Annotated in this window: 16 protein-coding genes and 2 tRNA genes; 9 read left to right on the forward strand and 9 right to left on the reverse strand. The window is 45.7% G+C overall.

What is annotated here, in order from left to right:
* Positions 1-2: 2 nt before the first annotated feature.
* A tRNA-Pro gene (locus tag ACVA54_RS18880) sits at positions 3-76 on the reverse strand.
* A 259-nt stretch (positions 77-335) separates the two neighbouring features.
* Here ACVA54_RS18880 and ACVA54_RS18885 point away from each other — a divergent pair.
* From ACVA54_RS18885 to rluF, 3 genes are all read left to right on the forward strand, one after another.
* A complete protein-coding gene (locus ACVA54_RS18885) occupies positions 336-476 on the forward strand; it encodes a DUF3149 domain-containing protein (RefSeq protein WP_014231074.1) in 141 nt (46 codons plus the stop codon).
* 131 nt (positions 477-607) lie between these two features.
* The gene (gene smrA / locus ACVA54_RS18890; RefSeq protein ID WP_119463719.1) at positions 608-1,189 is read left to right on the forward strand and encodes a DNA endonuclease SmrA; all 582 of its coding nucleotides are present in this window, start codon (positions 608-610) and stop codon (positions 1,187-1,189) included.
* Positions 1,190-1,292: 103 nt separating this feature from the next.
* Entirely contained in the window at positions 1,293-2,444 is a 1,152-nt protein-coding gene (gene rluF, locus ACVA54_RS18895; RefSeq protein WP_446649850.1) for a 23S rRNA pseudouridine(2604) synthase RluF, read from the forward strand.
* Between the two features lie 64 nt (positions 2,445-2,508).
* Here rluF and ybaK read toward each other — a convergent pair whose 3' ends face one another.
* From ybaK to hemA, 8 genes are all read right to left on the reverse strand, one after another.
* Positions 2,509-2,982 (reverse strand): Cys-tRNA(Pro) deacylase, encoded by a 474-nt coding sequence (gene ybaK / locus ACVA54_RS18900; protein WP_099079254.1) that lies wholly within the window; start codon positions 2,980-2,982, stop codon positions 2,509-2,511.
* 112 nt (positions 2,983-3,094) lie between these two features.
* A complete protein-coding gene (gene ushA, locus ACVA54_RS18905; RefSeq protein WP_099079253.1) occupies positions 3,095-4,756 on the reverse strand; it encodes a bifunctional UDP-sugar hydrolase/5'-nucleotidase UshA in 1,662 nt (553 codons plus the stop codon).
* 315 nt (positions 4,757-5,071) lie between these two features.
* Positions 5,072-5,923, reverse strand: coding sequence for a 3-deoxy-8-phosphooctulonate synthase (kdsA, locus tag ACVA54_RS18910; RefSeq protein ID WP_099079252.1), 852 nt, complete (start codon positions 5,921-5,923; stop codon positions 5,072-5,074).
* Positions 5,924-5,977: 54 nt separating this feature from the next.
* On the reverse strand, positions 5,978-6,787 hold the full coding sequence (locus ACVA54_RS18915) for a SirB1 family protein (protein WP_119463721.1): 810 nt from the start codon (positions 6,785-6,787) through the stop codon (positions 5,978-5,980).
* 5 nt (positions 6,788-6,792) lie between these two features.
* A complete protein-coding gene (locus tag ACVA54_RS18920; RefSeq protein WP_119463722.1) occupies positions 6,793-7,176 on the reverse strand; it encodes a SirB2 family protein in 384 nt (127 codons plus the stop codon).
* A gap of 37 nt (positions 7,177-7,213) precedes the next feature.
* A complete protein-coding gene (gene prmC, locus ACVA54_RS18925) occupies positions 7,214-8,074 on the reverse strand; it encodes a peptide chain release factor N(5)-glutamine methyltransferase (protein WP_099079249.1) in 861 nt (286 codons plus the stop codon).
* A gap of 3 nt (positions 8,075-8,077) precedes the next feature.
* Positions 8,078-9,166: a peptide chain release factor 1 gene (gene prfA, locus ACVA54_RS18930; RefSeq protein ID WP_099079248.1), complete on the reverse strand. Its 1,089-nt coding sequence runs from the start codon at positions 9,164-9,166 to the stop codon at positions 8,078-8,080.
* Positions 9,167-9,195: 29 nt separating this feature from the next.
* A complete protein-coding gene (gene hemA / locus ACVA54_RS18935) occupies positions 9,196-10,452 on the reverse strand; it encodes a glutamyl-tRNA reductase (RefSeq protein WP_446640830.1) in 1,257 nt (418 codons plus the stop codon).
* Between the two features lie 134 nt (positions 10,453-10,586).
* Between hemA and lolB the strand changes: the two genes are divergently transcribed.
* The 6 genes from lolB (at position 10,587) to ACVA54_RS18965 (ending at position 15,274) form a co-directional block, all read left to right on the forward strand.
* Entirely contained in the window at positions 10,587-11,225 is a 639-nt protein-coding gene (lolB, locus tag ACVA54_RS18940) for a lipoprotein insertase outer membrane protein LolB (protein ID WP_099079246.1), read from the forward strand.
* On the forward strand, positions 11,222-12,094 hold the full coding sequence (ispE, locus tag ACVA54_RS18945) for a 4-(cytidine 5'-diphospho)-2-C-methyl-D-erythritol kinase (protein ID WP_172438113.1): 873 nt from the start codon (positions 11,222-11,224) through the stop codon (positions 12,092-12,094). The genes lolB and ispE overlap by 4 nt, the downstream gene beginning before the upstream one ends.
* A 28-nt stretch (positions 12,095-12,122) precedes the next feature.
* Positions 12,123-13,067, forward strand: coding sequence for a ribose-phosphate pyrophosphokinase (locus tag ACVA54_RS18950; RefSeq protein ID WP_005449254.1), 945 nt, complete (start codon positions 12,123-12,125; stop codon positions 13,065-13,067).
* Positions 13,068-13,219: 152 nt separating this feature from the next.
* A complete protein-coding gene (gene pth / locus ACVA54_RS18955; protein ID WP_099079244.1) occupies positions 13,220-13,810 on the forward strand; it encodes an aminoacyl-tRNA hydrolase in 591 nt (196 codons plus the stop codon).
* Positions 13,811-13,820: 10 nt separating this feature from the next.
* Complete coding sequence (gene ychF / locus ACVA54_RS18960) at positions 13,821-14,912, forward strand: redox-regulated ATPase YchF (protein ID WP_099079243.1); 1,092 nt, start codon at positions 13,821-13,823, stop codon at positions 14,910-14,912.
* Positions 14,913-15,197: 285 nt separating this feature from the next.
* A tRNA-Met gene (locus ACVA54_RS18965) sits at positions 15,198-15,274 on the forward strand.
* Positions 15,275-15,276: the final 2 nt, after the last annotated feature.

Consider the following 15,276-nt stretch of genomic DNA (forward strand, 5'->3'; position numbering starts at 1 on the left):
GGTCGGTGAAGAGGGATTCGAACCCCCGACCCTCTGGTCCCAAACCAGATGCGCTACCAAGCTGCGCTATTCACCGAAATGGTTAACTAAGGACTTTTCCCCGTCAACGGATGCGTATATTACGGATAATCCGAAGAGACGCAAGCGCTTTTTTCAAAAAAAGATGACGCTCTAATTTGATTGCTGAATTACTGAGCACTAGCACGTAAATTGTGATTAATAACTCACAATAAAATACAACCTATTAACTCGTGCAACATCATTGATCCAGATCAGTGTGCAAAAAACACCAGCCATTAGTTTAAACCTTGTCGGAAATATCTTGGAGGAAACATATGGACTTTTGGCTTGATCTCCTATTTGGTAATGCAGTGGGTCTATCATCAATGATTGTAATCTTTGGGGCAATTGGTCTGATGTTGTTTTACGGCGGTTTCTTCATGTACAAGATTATGAACGACAAATCTCCTCACTAGATCTCGCTTAGCTCTAGAAACGCTTCGCACCGGAGTTGGTTATTTGCCTGCTCCGGTTTTTTATTGATCTTTTTTAGCGCCTCCTTAATATAATTGTCTCTACTTATCCTGTTCTTTATGAGATTGCCGTTATGTCTCACGACGACGATTTTGACCTGTTCCAACAGATGATGGGCGACGTTAAGCCAATTACCCACGACACAGCTGAACATAAAAAAGTCCACCAGGTGACCGATGCACACCTTGCCAAACAAGAGGCTGCGATCTGGTTAACAGAAGACGACCCCGAATACTTATCTATCGACCACGCGGAAATGCTAAAGCCGGACGACTTTATCGAGTTCAAACGTGATGGTGTACAAGATGGCGTGTACCGCAAGCTGCGTCTTGGGAAGTACCCCATTCAAGCTCGCCTTGATTTACACCGTAAGACGCTAAAAGAAGCGCGTGACGAAGTAGTAACTTTCCTCAAGCAATGCATTGAAATGGATATCCGTACCGTGATGATCGTGCACGGTCGTGGCGAACGTTCTAACCCGCCAGCCTTAATGAAGAGCTTTGTCAGTAGTTGGCTGCAACAAATCCGTGAAGTGCAATGCGTCCATACGGCACAACGCTTCCATGGAGGAAGTGGTGCAGTGTACGTACTGCTGAGAAAGAGTGCTGAAAAGAAAATGGAGACGCGTGAACGTCATCAAAAACGTTTAGGCTAACCGGATGCTCGGTGCTAGAATGCCCGACCTTATCTCGCCTTCCTATAAAATATTGGGAAGGCAACTTTTATTAACCGCCGTTGTGAAACGTTAGGAGAGCAACATGTCACAAGATAACGCAAAACGCTTAAATAAATTCATCAGTGAAACGGGGTTTTGCTCGCGCCGCGAAGCAGACCGTCTAATCGAACAAGGTCGTGTCACGATCAATGGCAAACAGCCAGAAATGGGGACGAAAGTTCTCCCAGGTGATGATGTTTGTGTCGATGGTAACCCTGTCGCAGCAAAAGAAAAACCGGTCTATATTGCGTTGAATAAACCAACCGGCATTACCTGTACGACAGAGCGTGATATCCCGGGCAACATCGTTGATTTCATCGGTCACAAAAAGCGTATCTTCCCTATCGGTCGTTTGGATAAACCATCTGACGGTTTGATCTTTTTAACCAACGATGGCGACATCGTGAACAAGATCCTTCGAGCTGGCAACAACCACGAGAAAGAGTACGTTGTACGCGTTGATAAGCCAATCACCAAAGAGTTCATCAAACAGATGTCGAGCGGCGTCAATATTCTCGATACGGTTACGCTACCTTGCAAGGTGACCCAAGAGACCAAGTTCTCGTTCCGTATCGTATTGACTCAAGGTTTAAACCGTCAAATCCGTCGTATGTGTGAAGCACTAGGTTACGAAGTATTTAAACTACGCCGCGTCCGTATTATGAACATCTCTCTAGATGGCATCCCAAACGGAAAATGGCGCTATCTCAGTGATGCGGAAGTGGCTGAAATCTTAGCCATGTGCGAAGGTTCTGTCGGCACAGAAGAAGCGTCAAAACTGGATGCGAAAGGCCGCAACATTCGCAAAGCGACCGACGCTAAGCTATTTGACAGTCGTGAAGAAAACCAAGCTTCTACCGCCCGACGCAACCAAAAAGTGCGTACCTTCCGTGGTAACAATGCTGATGAGTTCCGTCATGCACCGAACTCGAACAAAGGCCAGCAACGTCGTCAACGTAATGATGAAAACGGACGCCTAGCAAAAGAGCATTACAAAGTGAGGCCACAAGGTGAGCGCAGTAATTCGCAAAGCGAGTATGATAAATCGCACCGGAATAAACCAGATGCTGCGAACAAGCCGCATTCATCAAACAAACCGCAATCAAAGCCTAAGCAACATTACATGAACCCAAATACCGCTAAGCCGAGCAAACCAGCAAAACATACCGGTGGTACATTGAGTCTGAAGAAGTAACGCTTCACTAGATGACGAGATCAAAAAAGGACGCTTATGAGCGTCCTTCTTATTTGTCCTCTACTCACAAACACAAAGGGGCAAACTGACCTCGCGTTAGACCCAGTAAATCTTTTGGCGCCAACTCTATTTCTAGGCCGCGCTTTCCCGCACTGACACAAATAGTGTCTTGCGCCATCGCACTCTCATGCAGAAACGTCGGCAATGCCTTCTTCTGTCCCAACGGGCTAATCCCACCTACAACATAACCTGTGGCCTTTTGTGCAATCTCTGGATCAGCCATATCCGCTTTCTTACCCTTCGCGGCTTTCGCTGCCAGTTTTAGATTCAGCTTTTGATCAACAGGAATAATCGCAACCGCAAGGTTTTTCGGTTCGCCGTTCAAACAGAACAGCAGCGTTTTAAATACTTTCTTTGGGTCTTGCCCCAGAACTTCTGCCGCTTCTAATCCATAGCTATCCGCTCTAGGATCGTGCTCGTACTGGTGAATGATGTGTGGAACTTTTTTCTTTTTCGCAAGATTAATGGCCGGAGTCATCAAGATTCTCCTATAAAACAAAAAAACGCTGATCCCATGATTGGGAACAGCGCTTTAAGTTAATGATATCAGTGAGTTTGAGTCAATCGCTTTTTACGCCATCTCACTCAGGTTATTTGTATATCATCTCACCTGACGGTGCATAGGCATTTACGTCAATTGGGCTATGTGACTCAAGGTACTCTTTCAATACTTCAGCATCCGTAAAACCCGTGTTTACATAGCCTGAGTGCGTGTCCACTTTTGGGTAACCATCACCGCCTGATGCATTGTAGCTTGGTACAGTAAAGCGGTATTGAGTATCTAAACGAAGTTGTTTTTCACCGATAAAGACATCCGAAACCTTACCGTTCTCCACTGTCATCGAAATGCCTGCAAACTGAGCATAAGCACCGGAATCAATCGGCTTTGTCGCAACGACATTTAAGTAGTCCAATACTTCCTTACCCGACATGTCTACGTAGGACACCATATTACCAAATGGTTGAACGATAAGTACGTCTTTGTAAGTAATATCACCCGCTTCTATCGAATTGCGAACACCACCAGAATTCATGACTGCGAAATCCGCTTTTGCTCGTTCCATATGTGCGGTAGCAATGAGACGACCTAGGTTAGTTTGTTGGAAACGAACCACATTACGATCACCTTCCAATTTACCATTAGATTCGGCAATCTTTACGTTAAGCTTGTCTTGACCTTGCTCTTGATATGGGCGCAAGAATTCTAATAATGCTTGATCTTGCTTAATTTCGTCTTCGATAAATACACGTTGAGACTTACCATCAAGCTTAATCTTCTTCTTCAGGTTCACCGGGATCAAATCATAGCTCACCATGGATAGTTCACCGTTACGGAACTCATAATCCGCACGACCAACAAACTTACCCCACTCGTGCGCTTGTACGATGTAAGTACCGTTTTGTTGATCTGGTTTACACTCATCACCTGGTGTGAAGTTCTTCTTGATAACGTTTGGACCTTCTATACAAACCGGCTCTTGTGAGTGACCACCCACTATCATGTCCAAATCACCCTCATTCAAATAACGCGCTAGTGCAACGTCACCCGGCGCATTCACACCGCGATTACCGTTTTCGTAGTGGCCCATGTGCGTTACTGCAAAAATAAGGTCTGGCTTTTCCGTCTCTTTCAGCTCATCAATCAGTTTTTTCGCTTCTTCTTTCGGATCGCGGAAGTCTACCTGACCAATGTACTCTGGGTTACCCAGTTTCGCGGTGTCCTCAGTGGTGAGACCGATAACGGCAATCTTGATGCCTTGCTTGTTGAACATCGCGTAAGGTTGGAACAAGCGCTCGCCTGTTTCTTTGTCGTAAATGTTGGCTGACAACATCGGGAAGTTTGCCCACTCTTGCTGCTTGAACAGCACTTCTAGTGGGTTGTCGAATTCATGATTACCCAGCGCCATCGCGTCATAACCAATTTTACTCATACCTTTAAAGTCAGGCTCCGCATCTTGCAAGTCGGACTCAGGTACACCAGTATTGATATCCCCACCCGATAGAAGTAATACACTACCACCTTCCGCTTGAATCTCAGTGCGGAGTTCATCAATCAGCGTTTTACGTGCGGCCATACCATATTCGCCGTATTTGTTTTGCCAAAAACGACCGTGGTGATCATTGGTGTGCAATACCGTCAATTTATATGTTGTATCTTCATTCCATTCGTGCGCGGGTTGCGTTGCACATCCAGCAAGAGTCGCTAAAATCGCGGCGCTTAAAGCGGTTTTTACAATCAGACGTTGCTTCATTGTTTTACCTTATTCTCTTCTGAGGTCCACTAGATTGCGCTGTATAGAAACTAAAGGAATCAAATTCCAGCTAGTGAGGCGCTATAAACGGGTGCAGTTTAAAAGAACGCTATGCTAATAGCATTGTTATGTCATTATTGTGATACGCAGATCACTAATAAGTGCTTTAGGTGGTGAAGTTTGCAACAGTTGTTTCGAAAGATTATAGATAATAGTTACAAAACAAGAAGCTATAGTAGACCAGAGTGCTGTTGTAAAAACAAAAATGGCCAGCATAATGCTGACCACTTTATTGAAACATTCAAATAAGAATGATTATTTGATGTCGATATTCGTAAAGCTTTTAATCAAATCATCAAGCGATTTCATTTGTGCTAGGAATGGCTCTAGTTTGTCTAGAGGTAGGGCAGAAGGACCATCACAACGTGCTTGATCTGGGTTCGGGTGCGCTTCGATAAATAGACCCGCAATACCTGTTGCTAGACCTGCTTTTGCAAGCTCTACTGTTTGCTCACGACGGCCGCCAGATGCTGCGCCTGATGGATCACGCATTTGCAATGAGTGCGTTACGTCAAAGATGATTGGGCTACCTTTTGATGCGTTTTTCATCACGCCAAAGCCAAGCATATCCACCACTAGGTTGTCGTAACCATGGCAAGAACCACGCTCACAAAGGATGATGTTTTCGTTGCCGCATTCTGCGAATTTCTCAACGATGTTACCAACTTGACCTGGGCTCATGAATTGAGGTTTCTTCACGTTGATCACTGCACCTGTTTTTGCCATTGCTTCAACAAGATCAGTTTGACGCGCAAGGAATGCAGGAAGCTGAATGACATCAACCACATCGGCCACAGGTTGAGCTTGCGCTTCTGTATGAACATCAGTGATGATCTTCACACCGAATGTATCTTTCAGTTCTTGGAAGATTTTCATGCCTTCTTCAAGGCCTGGGCCACGGTAAGAATGAACAGAACTGCGGTTTGCCTTATCGAACGATGCTTTAAATACGTATGGAATGCCTAGCTTGTCGGTCACTTTTACGTAGTGCTCACAGATCTGCATTGCAAGATCACGAGACTCAAGAACGTTCATTCCTGCAAATAGGGTGAATGGCATGTCGTTCGCAACCTGAATGTCGCCAATATTAACGATTTTCTGTTCCATTTTGATTCTCTTATGTCTGTTTTCGACACGCCTCAATTTGGCGTATCGACAAAATTAGTGAAGCGTAACGTGCTTTTCGCTCATCACGTTAACTTGTGATTTTAGTAGCTCTGATGCCGGATCGTCCGGGCATTGGTCAATAAAGTACTCAAAATCAGACACCGCCACCTGATGACATTCTAGCTGCTGGAAGATAAATCCACGGTCACGAATTTCATACGGGTCATCAGGTACAAACGTTAAAGCAAGATTGGTGCAACGCAGCGCGAGTGTATATTTTTCTTCACGCAGCATGGCGCTTTTTATGAGTGCTAACCATCGACCAATCACTGTTGGGTTGTCTGCTTCTTCAAAATGTTCAGGCTTAAGTGTCGCAAATGGGCCTTCTTGACCAATTAACCAAGCTTGAAGAATTTTCTCACCGACATACTCACCGTTGAACGGGTTAATATAGTCCGGTGTTTTGTGCATCCAATCCACTTTGATCAGAAATTGGGTCGGGAACGTTACCCCCTTCATTGGGAAGCCAAGACGGTTACCCAAGTAAAGTAAGATAGCACCAAGGCTGACAGGAATGCCTTTTTTACGTTCTAGCACTTTATCAATAAAGCTGTTGTCAGAAATAAAGTACTCTTGCTCGTCGCCTTTAAAGCCCCACTCATGAAAGAATAGACGCAGGAACGAATCGAAACGTTGCTCTTCATCAGTCTCATGAACCAATGTTGCTTCCGCCTCTTGGTAAAGGCGCTCTAACTCTTGTTTCGCCCAATGCACATTGGTGTCAGGGTTGATGGAATAATTTAACTCTAACGCGCCTTCCACCAACGCCATGTTATCAAAATCTTCGTCAAAAAACTCAAGCATGAAGATTACCCAAATAAGTTTGGATTTTTAGATACTGCAATATTGGCAGCCATCACTAACCAGCCTAACGCGCCAAAGAAGGCAAAAATTCGCAGCAACTTGTTTTTCGCCATTTTAAGCGCGAAGAAGCCAAGAGCAATGTACGCGAGCACACAAGTAATTTTGTTGGTTAGCCAAGGTGCGGAATCCGTAAATGGAACAAAACCAGTCACCATGATCAAGCCAATACCAGACAACAACAGCGCGGTATCAACAATGTGTGGGAAAACTTTCAGGAAGCGATTATTGCGTTTTGGCGAGTCCATCATCAGCAACGCAAATCGGATCGATAGTAGCGTCGCGCTCAATGCGATCGTTACTAAGTGAATGTGTTTTAGAGCTACGTACATTTTCTTTCTCTTTTATAAGTTACTGCTGACTTGCTCGTTATGATTGTGCGGTGTAGCAACCAAGCGTCACTCGGTCATTCTCGCCGTAGTCTTTTTCCGTGACTACTTGCTTATAACCAAAGTTCGTCATGATCTCTCGAACGGCTTCGCCTTGGTCATAACCATGTTCAAACGCGAGCCATCCGCCGTCTTCCAGATATTGACGAGCAAGATCAGAGATATGACGAATATCCGCCAAGCCATTTTCATCCGCGACGAGCGCCGATTTCGGCTCAAAACGCACATCACCTTGAGATAAGTGCGGATCTTTTTCGTCGATATACGGCGGATTGGAGACAATTAAAGCAAACTTTGTACCGCAGGCAATAGGCTCGAACCAGCTACCTTGGTCAAAGGTCACATTTTTAATATTTAATTGTTCGGCATTAAACTCTGCCAGTTCTTTCGCCTCTTGCTTTAGATCAACCCCCATCACTTGGCGCTTCGGTAACTCGGAGGCCAACGCCAATGCAATCGCACCGGTACCAGTGCCTAAATCTAGGATGGGACCCGTTTGCTCATAGGTTTTATCCAACGCCACCTCAACCAAGCGCTCGGTGTCCGGTCTTGGGATCAACGTTGAAGGTGAAACCCTAAGCGGCAATGACCAAAACTCACGCTCGCCAATGATATACGCGACAGGCTCCCCCGAGATGCGACGTTCAAGCAATGCATCAAAATGCGCTTGCTGATCCGCTTCCAACAATTTTTCTGGCCAAGTGAGTAAGTAACTTCTTGGTTTGTTGAGTGCATGACAAAGAAGGACTGCTGCATCGAGAGAAGGCGACTCATCGCCGCCTTCTCTCAAAATTGCCGTCGCACTTTTCAGCGCTTGCTCAATGGATTGAACTGGGCTCATGAATTAGTGATTCTCTGCCAACGCAGCCAGTTGATCCGCTTGGTGCTCTTGAATTACAGGCTCGATCAAGCTTGCTAAATCACCTTCCATCACCTCGTTCAAACGGTAAACCGTTAGATTAATACGGTGATCAGAAACACGCCCTTGAGGGTAGTTATAAGTTCGGATACGGTCACTACGGTCACCAGAACCAAGTAGGTTGCGACGTGTATCAGAAACTTCCGCTGCACGGCGGGCTTCTTCTGCTTGAACGATACGCGCAGCAAGCACTGCCATCGCTTTCGCTTTGTTCTTATGTTGTGAACGTTCGTCCTGACACTCAACAACCGTACCCGTTGGTAAGTGAGTAATACGGATTGCAGAATCCGTGGTGTTAACATGCTGACCACCCGCGCCTGATGCTCGGAATGTATCGATTTTTAGATCCGCAGCCTTGATCTCTGGTAGATCAGCTTCTGGAATTTCTGGCATCACAGCAACCGTACACGCAGACGTGTGTACACGACCTTGAGATTCGGTTTCAGGTACGCGTTGAACACGATGACCGCCAGACTCGAACTTCAGCACACCATATGCACCATCGCCACTGACTTTTGCGATCATCTCTTTATAACCGCCTTGTTCAGACTCGTTGCAGCTCATCACTTCGATGCGCCAGCCTTTTTTCTCAGCGAATTTAGAATACATGCGGAAAAGGTTACCCGCGAAGATGCCCGCTTCATCACCACCTGCACCAGCACGGATTTCTAGGAAACAGTTGCGCTCATCATTTGGATCTTTCGGCAGAAGCAAAATTTGCAGCTCATCGTTTAAGCGCTCGATAGCTTCTTTTGCTTCTTTAATCTCTTCCTGAGCCATTTCACGCATTTCTGCGTCATCTTCTTTTGCCATCTCTTCTGCTGCGTCAAGATCTTCTTGAGCTTGCTGATAAGCTTGGAAGCACTTAGTCACTTCTTCGAGTTGAGAATACTCTTTTGATAATGCACGGAATTTGTCCTGATCGCCGATCACGCCAGGATCACCCAATAGGTGTTGTACTTCTTCGTAACGTTCTACTAGTGATTCTAGCTTTGTTAGAATAGAGGCTTTCATAGTGTCGTTTTCTTAATAAAAAGCGTGAGTTACAGATTATCCAGACCAAGTGTTTGGCGGATAACCGTTAATTTTGCTTGTTCGCCCTGCTCTGCCGCACTTTGCAATGCGCGAGTTGGGGCATGAATTAATTTGTTGGTGAGTTTGTTGCTAAGTTCACGCAATACTTTCTCAGGGTCAGCGCCCGTTGCCAAAGATTGCAGACTTTTGCTTAATAACTCTTCCCGGATTTCATTCGCCGACTGACGATAGTCTCGAATACTGTCCACCGCTTGCAGTGAACGTAGCCATGTCATAAATACGCCACTTTCTTCGTTGACGATCGCTTCCGCTTGAACCGCTTCCACCTTGCGCTGCTCAATATTATTGTCGATGATTGATTGCAAATCATCCACAGTATACAAATAAGCATCACTCAGTTCACCGACTTGAGCCTCCACGTCACGCGGAACGGCAATATCCACCAACAAGATAGGCTGGTGACGACGTTTTTTCAGCGCGGTTTCCACCATCCCCTTACCAATAATTGGCAGTTGACTAGCGGTAGAACTAATCACAATATCCGCTCTCGGCAGGTGATCAGGTATTTCATTCAAACTGATCACTTCTGCACCGAACTGCTCAGCGAGCCCTCGCGCTCGCTCTTTAGTTCGGTTAGCAACAATCATTTTGGTGCAACCGTTAGCAGCTAAGTGTTTCGCTACTAGCTCGATAGTTTCACCTGCGCCAACCATCAGTACCGTTGATTCAGACAAGGATTCAAAGATATGCTTCGCCAATGTGCAAGCGGCATACGCCACCGACACAGCGTTACCACCGATATCCGTTTCAGTACGAACACGCTTCGCGACAGAAAAGGTTTTTTGGAAAAGCTTATCCATCGAGGCGTCAACCGACTGATACTCGCGAGAAACTAAAAACGCTTGTTTAACCTGCCCCAAAATCTGAGGCTCACCGAGTACCAGAGAATCCAGACCACAAGAAACGCGCATCAAGTGCGTAATCGCAGCCTGCTCTTCATGTACATATAGGCTCGGCATCAAATCTTCTTGGTTAACTTGGTGGAACTGAGCTAACCAGCCGATAAGCTCGTCTCGTGTTTCCTGCTTAACATCGCAGTACACCTCGGTACGGTTACAGGTTGAAAGAATCACACTGCTGTTAACAGCTTCATGGTCCCTGAGTTGCTCAAGTGCTAGGCCCAGTTTATCGGGTCCAAATGCCACTTTCTCTCGCAAGTCAACAGACGCTGTATTGTGATTGATTCCAATAGCAAGCAAGGACATCTAACGTGGTATCTCTGAGATCGGTTATAAAATAGGTTCAGAATTTTACTGTAAGCACGCATTTATTGAAAGGGTAAGCCGGATTTGTTTTCCTAACTCCGTCTTTTCAATGCTATAGTTGTGAACGATTACCGATGAAACTGATTAATAAGCCATCAAACATGACCTTACGCTCCTTTCTCATCTTGCTCTTATCGAGCATCGTACTTGCAGGTTGTACCTCCGTACCTGAAAGCGTCACTAGCGTCGAGTGGCAAGCGCACGAGCAGCGACTTGAAACCATCAATGATTTTCAAGCGACGGGCAAACTCGGTTACATTGGCCCAAATCAAAGGCAGAGTTTAAACTTCTTCTGGAAACACTCCGCCGCACTGAGTCAGCTACGCTTAACTACGTTACTCGGCCAGACGGCACTAAAGCTCACGATTACCCCGCAAGGCGCAACCGTCGAAACCTACGACGACCAAGTCCTTACTGCCCGTGATGCCAACCAATTGATTTACCGATTAACGGGCTTGATGATGCCTGTTGACCACATGCCGGATTGGCTACTCGGTTTACCGACAGATGCCGACTCTTTCCAACTTTCACCAACCAATACATTGCAAGCACTGGATAAACAGATCGGTGTAAACGATTGGAACATAGCCTACCAGCGCTACGGTGACGTGGAATGGCATGAGCAAACGCTGCCTTTGCCGAACAGACTGAAGCTAAGTACCGCTGACGTAAAAATTAATTTAGTGATCACAAAATGGAACATCACCCAATGATCGATCTTTCAACCCGCTGGCCATCACCAGCGAAATTGAATCTCTTTCTATATATTAATGGTCGCACTGAAAACGGCTACCACGAGTTACAAACTCTATTCCAGTTCGTCGATCACGGCGATGAGCTCACCATTCAAGCCAACAACTCTGGTGAGATTACCATTTCCCCAGAGCTCAAAGACGTCCCATTAAAAGACAATCTGATTTGGAAAGCAGCGACGGCGCTACAACGCTATGCGAACTGCTCATACGGTGCCCAGATTGATCTGCATAAGATCTTACCTATGGGTGGTGGTATTGGTGGTGGTTCCTCAAACGCAGCCACCACACTAGTTGCACTAAACTTCCTATGGCAAACCAACCTAAGTGATGACGAATTAGCGGAAATCGGTTTGGTACTTGGTGCTGATGTGCCGGTCTTTGTTCGTGGTTTTTCTGCTTTTGCCGAAGGTGTAGGAGAGAAACTTTCTCCTGCTCATCCTGACGAGAAATGGTATTTGGTGGTAAGACCGAACGTTTCCATTGCAACTGCGGACATATTCGGTCATCCAAATTTGATCCGAAACACGCCAAAGCGCGATTTAGATACGCTTTTAAACACGCCAAGCGTAAACGATTGCGAAAAAATTGTACGATTGCTCTACCCAGAGGTTGATAAGCAACTTTCTTGGCTGCTACAATACGCGCCGTCAAGATTAACGGGGACAGGTTCTTGCGTTTTTGCTGAATTTTCGAGCAAATCTGAAGCAGAAACTCTCCTTGCACAACTCTCTGATAATGTCTCGGCATTTGTCGCTCAAGGGCGCAATATTTCGCCACTAAAAGAGACTTTGGCTGAATACCAATCAGCCCAACACCGACCTATTTAAAACTGGACGCAAACCCGAGGTTTCCACCGTGCCTGATATGAAGCTATTTGCTGGTAATGCAACACCTGAACTAGCCCAACGTATTGCTGATCGTCTTTACATCTCTCTAGGTGATGCATCTGTTTCTCGCTTTTCTGATGGCGAAGTTGCAGTTCAAATCAACGAGAATGTTCGTGGTAGCGATGTTTTCATCATTCAATCCACTTGTGCCCCAACTAACGACAACCTAATGGAACTGGTTGTTATGATTGATGCAATGCGCCGTGCTTCAGCAGGCCGTATCACTGCAGTTATTCCTTACTTCGGTTACGCTCGTCAAGATCGTCGTGTACGTTCTGCGCGTGTACCAATCACTGCAAAAGTTGTTGCTGATTTCCTATCTAACGTTGGTGTTGACCGCGTTCTTACTATCGACCTACATGCAGAGCAAATCCAAGGCTTCTTCGATGTACCAGTGGATAACATCTTCGGTACACCAGTACTTCTAGAAGACATGCAATCTCGTGGTCTAGAAAACCCAGTAGTGGTTTCTCCTGACCTAGGTGGCGTTGTTCGTGCTCGTGCGACAGCTAAAGCGCTAGGTGATATCGATATCGCTATCGTTGATAAACGTCGTCCACGTGCAAACGTTTCTGAAGTAATGAACCTAATCGGTGACGTTGAAGGTCGTGACTGCGTGATCGTTGACGACATGATCGATACAGGTGGCACACTATGTAAAGCCGCTGAAGCGCTAAAAGAGCGCGGTGCTAAGCGCGTGTTCGCTTACGCAACTCACGCTGTTTTCTCTGGTAACGCTGCAGATAACATTAAGAACTCTGTTCTTGACCAAGTTATCGTCACTGACTCTATCTCTCTATCTAAAGAGATGGCTGCAACAGGCAAAGTAACCACACTAAGCCTATCGCGCATGCTCGCTGAAGCGATTCGTCGTATTAGCAACGAAGAGTCAATCTCTGCAATGTTCAACTAATCCGAACATTTCAGTTACACTGATTTCAAAAACACCCCTCCTTGGGGTGTTTTTTTTATTTGTATGAAAAGAGAGAATTGCGCTTGGTCGCCCACTGTGAGTTTTCTGTGCTATCATACTGCGCTTTTTGAGATTCCAGAGAGATCCTAACCTTGAGTCAACCAATCAAACTTCTCGTTGGTCTTGCTAATCCGGGACCAGAATACGCCAAAACTCGCCACAATGCGGGGGCTTGGGTCGTAGAAGAATTAGCACGCGTTCACAACGTTACCCTGAAGAACGAACCAAAGTTCTTTGGCCTAACCGGACGTATAATGGTCAACGGCCAGGATCTCCGTTTGCTTATCCCAACCACCTTCATGAACCTATCTGGCAAAGCTGTCGCTGCACTAGCGAAGTTTTATCAAATTAAGCCAGAAGAGATCATGGTTGCTCATGACGAGCTAGACTTACCGCCAGGTGTCGCTAAGTTTAAAAAAGGTGGCGGTCACGGTGGTCATAACGGCCTGCGTGACACGATAAGTAAACTGGGCAATAACAAAGATTTTTATCGTCTTCGTATCGGCATCGGCCATCCGGGACACAAAGATAAAGTGGCAGGTTTTGTACTAGGCAAGGCTCCAGCGAAAGAGCAAGAGCTACTAGACGCCGCAGCTGATGAATCAGTACGCTGTCTAGATATCCTAATTAAGGATGGTCTATCAAAAGCACAAAATCGCCTCCACACGTTCAAAGCTGAATAAGGTTACTATCATGGGTTTTAAATGTGGCATCGTTGGTCTACCTAACGTTGGTAAATCAACTCTGTTTAACGCACTAACTAAAGCGGGTATCGAAGCGGCAAACTTCCCGTTCTGTACCATTGAACCAAACACTGGTGTGGTTCCTGTGCCAGATCTACGTCTAGATGCACTAGCGAAGATCGTTAACCCACAGAGAGTTTTGCCTACTACAATGGAATTCGTAGACATTGCTGGTCTAGTTGCAGGTGCATCTCGCGGTGAAGGTCTAGGTAACAAATTCCTAGCGAACATCCGTGAAACTGACGCAATCGGCCACGTTGTACGTTGTTTCGAAAACGACAACATCGTTCACGTAGCGGGTAAAGTATCACCAATCGAAGATATTGAAGTTATCAACCTTGAGCTAGCAATGGCTGACCTTGATGCTTGTGAGCGTGCGATCCAGCGTAACGCTAAAAAAGCAAAAGGCGGCGATAAAGACGCAAAATTTGAACTAACCGTTCTAGAAAAGCTACTACCTGTGCTAACAGAAGGTGGCATGGCGCGTACTGTTGAGCTTTCTAAAGAAGAACTAGCAGCAGTAGGTTACCTAAACTTCCTAACCCTAAAACCAACGATGTACATCGCTAACGTGAACGAAGATGGTTTTGAAGACAATGCATACCTAGACGCTGTACGTGAGTACGCAGAAAAAGAAAACAACGTTGTTGTTCCTGTATGTGCTGCAATCGAGTCAGAAATGGCGGAACTAGAAGATGACGAGCGTGAAGAATTCCTAGCAGACCTAGGTATCGAAGAGCCAGGCCTAAACCGTGTTATTCGTGCGGGCTACGAGCTGCTAAACCTTCACACTTACTTCACTGCTGGCGTAAAAGAAGTTCGTGCTTGGACTATCCCTGTTGGTGCAACTGCGCCAAAAGCTGCTGGTAAAATCCACACGGACTTTGAAAAAGGCTTCATCCGTGCTGAAGTAGTAGGTTACGAGGACTTCATCCAGTTCAACGGTGAAAGCGGCGCGAAAGACGCTGGTAAATGGCGTCTAGAAGGTAAAGAGTACATCGTAAAAGATGGTGACGTTGTACACTTCCGTTTCAACGTATAATTAAACGAATGAATTTCAAACAATTCATTTAAATAAAAAGTCAGCCAACGCGCTGGCTTTTTTTATGTCTGTCATAATAGACCAATAATTAACTTCTGCACTGCAAGCCAATTTATTTCCAGTTTTAGATCATAAACACGCCTCTTTGTTTAAAAAGAAAGCGAACGATGGATTTTACGAGATTTATTAAAAAAAACTATTGACGGAACTCACTCAACTTCGCATAATGCGCGCCGTTCCCGACGACAAGGCAACAAGGCGACGAGAACAACAATACATGGTTATGGCTACGTAGCTCAGCTGGTTAGAGCACATCACTCATAATGATGGGGTCACAGGTTCGAATCCCGTCGTAGCCACCATT

It is taken from the genome of Vibrio sp. PNB23_22_6, assembly GCF_052877535.1.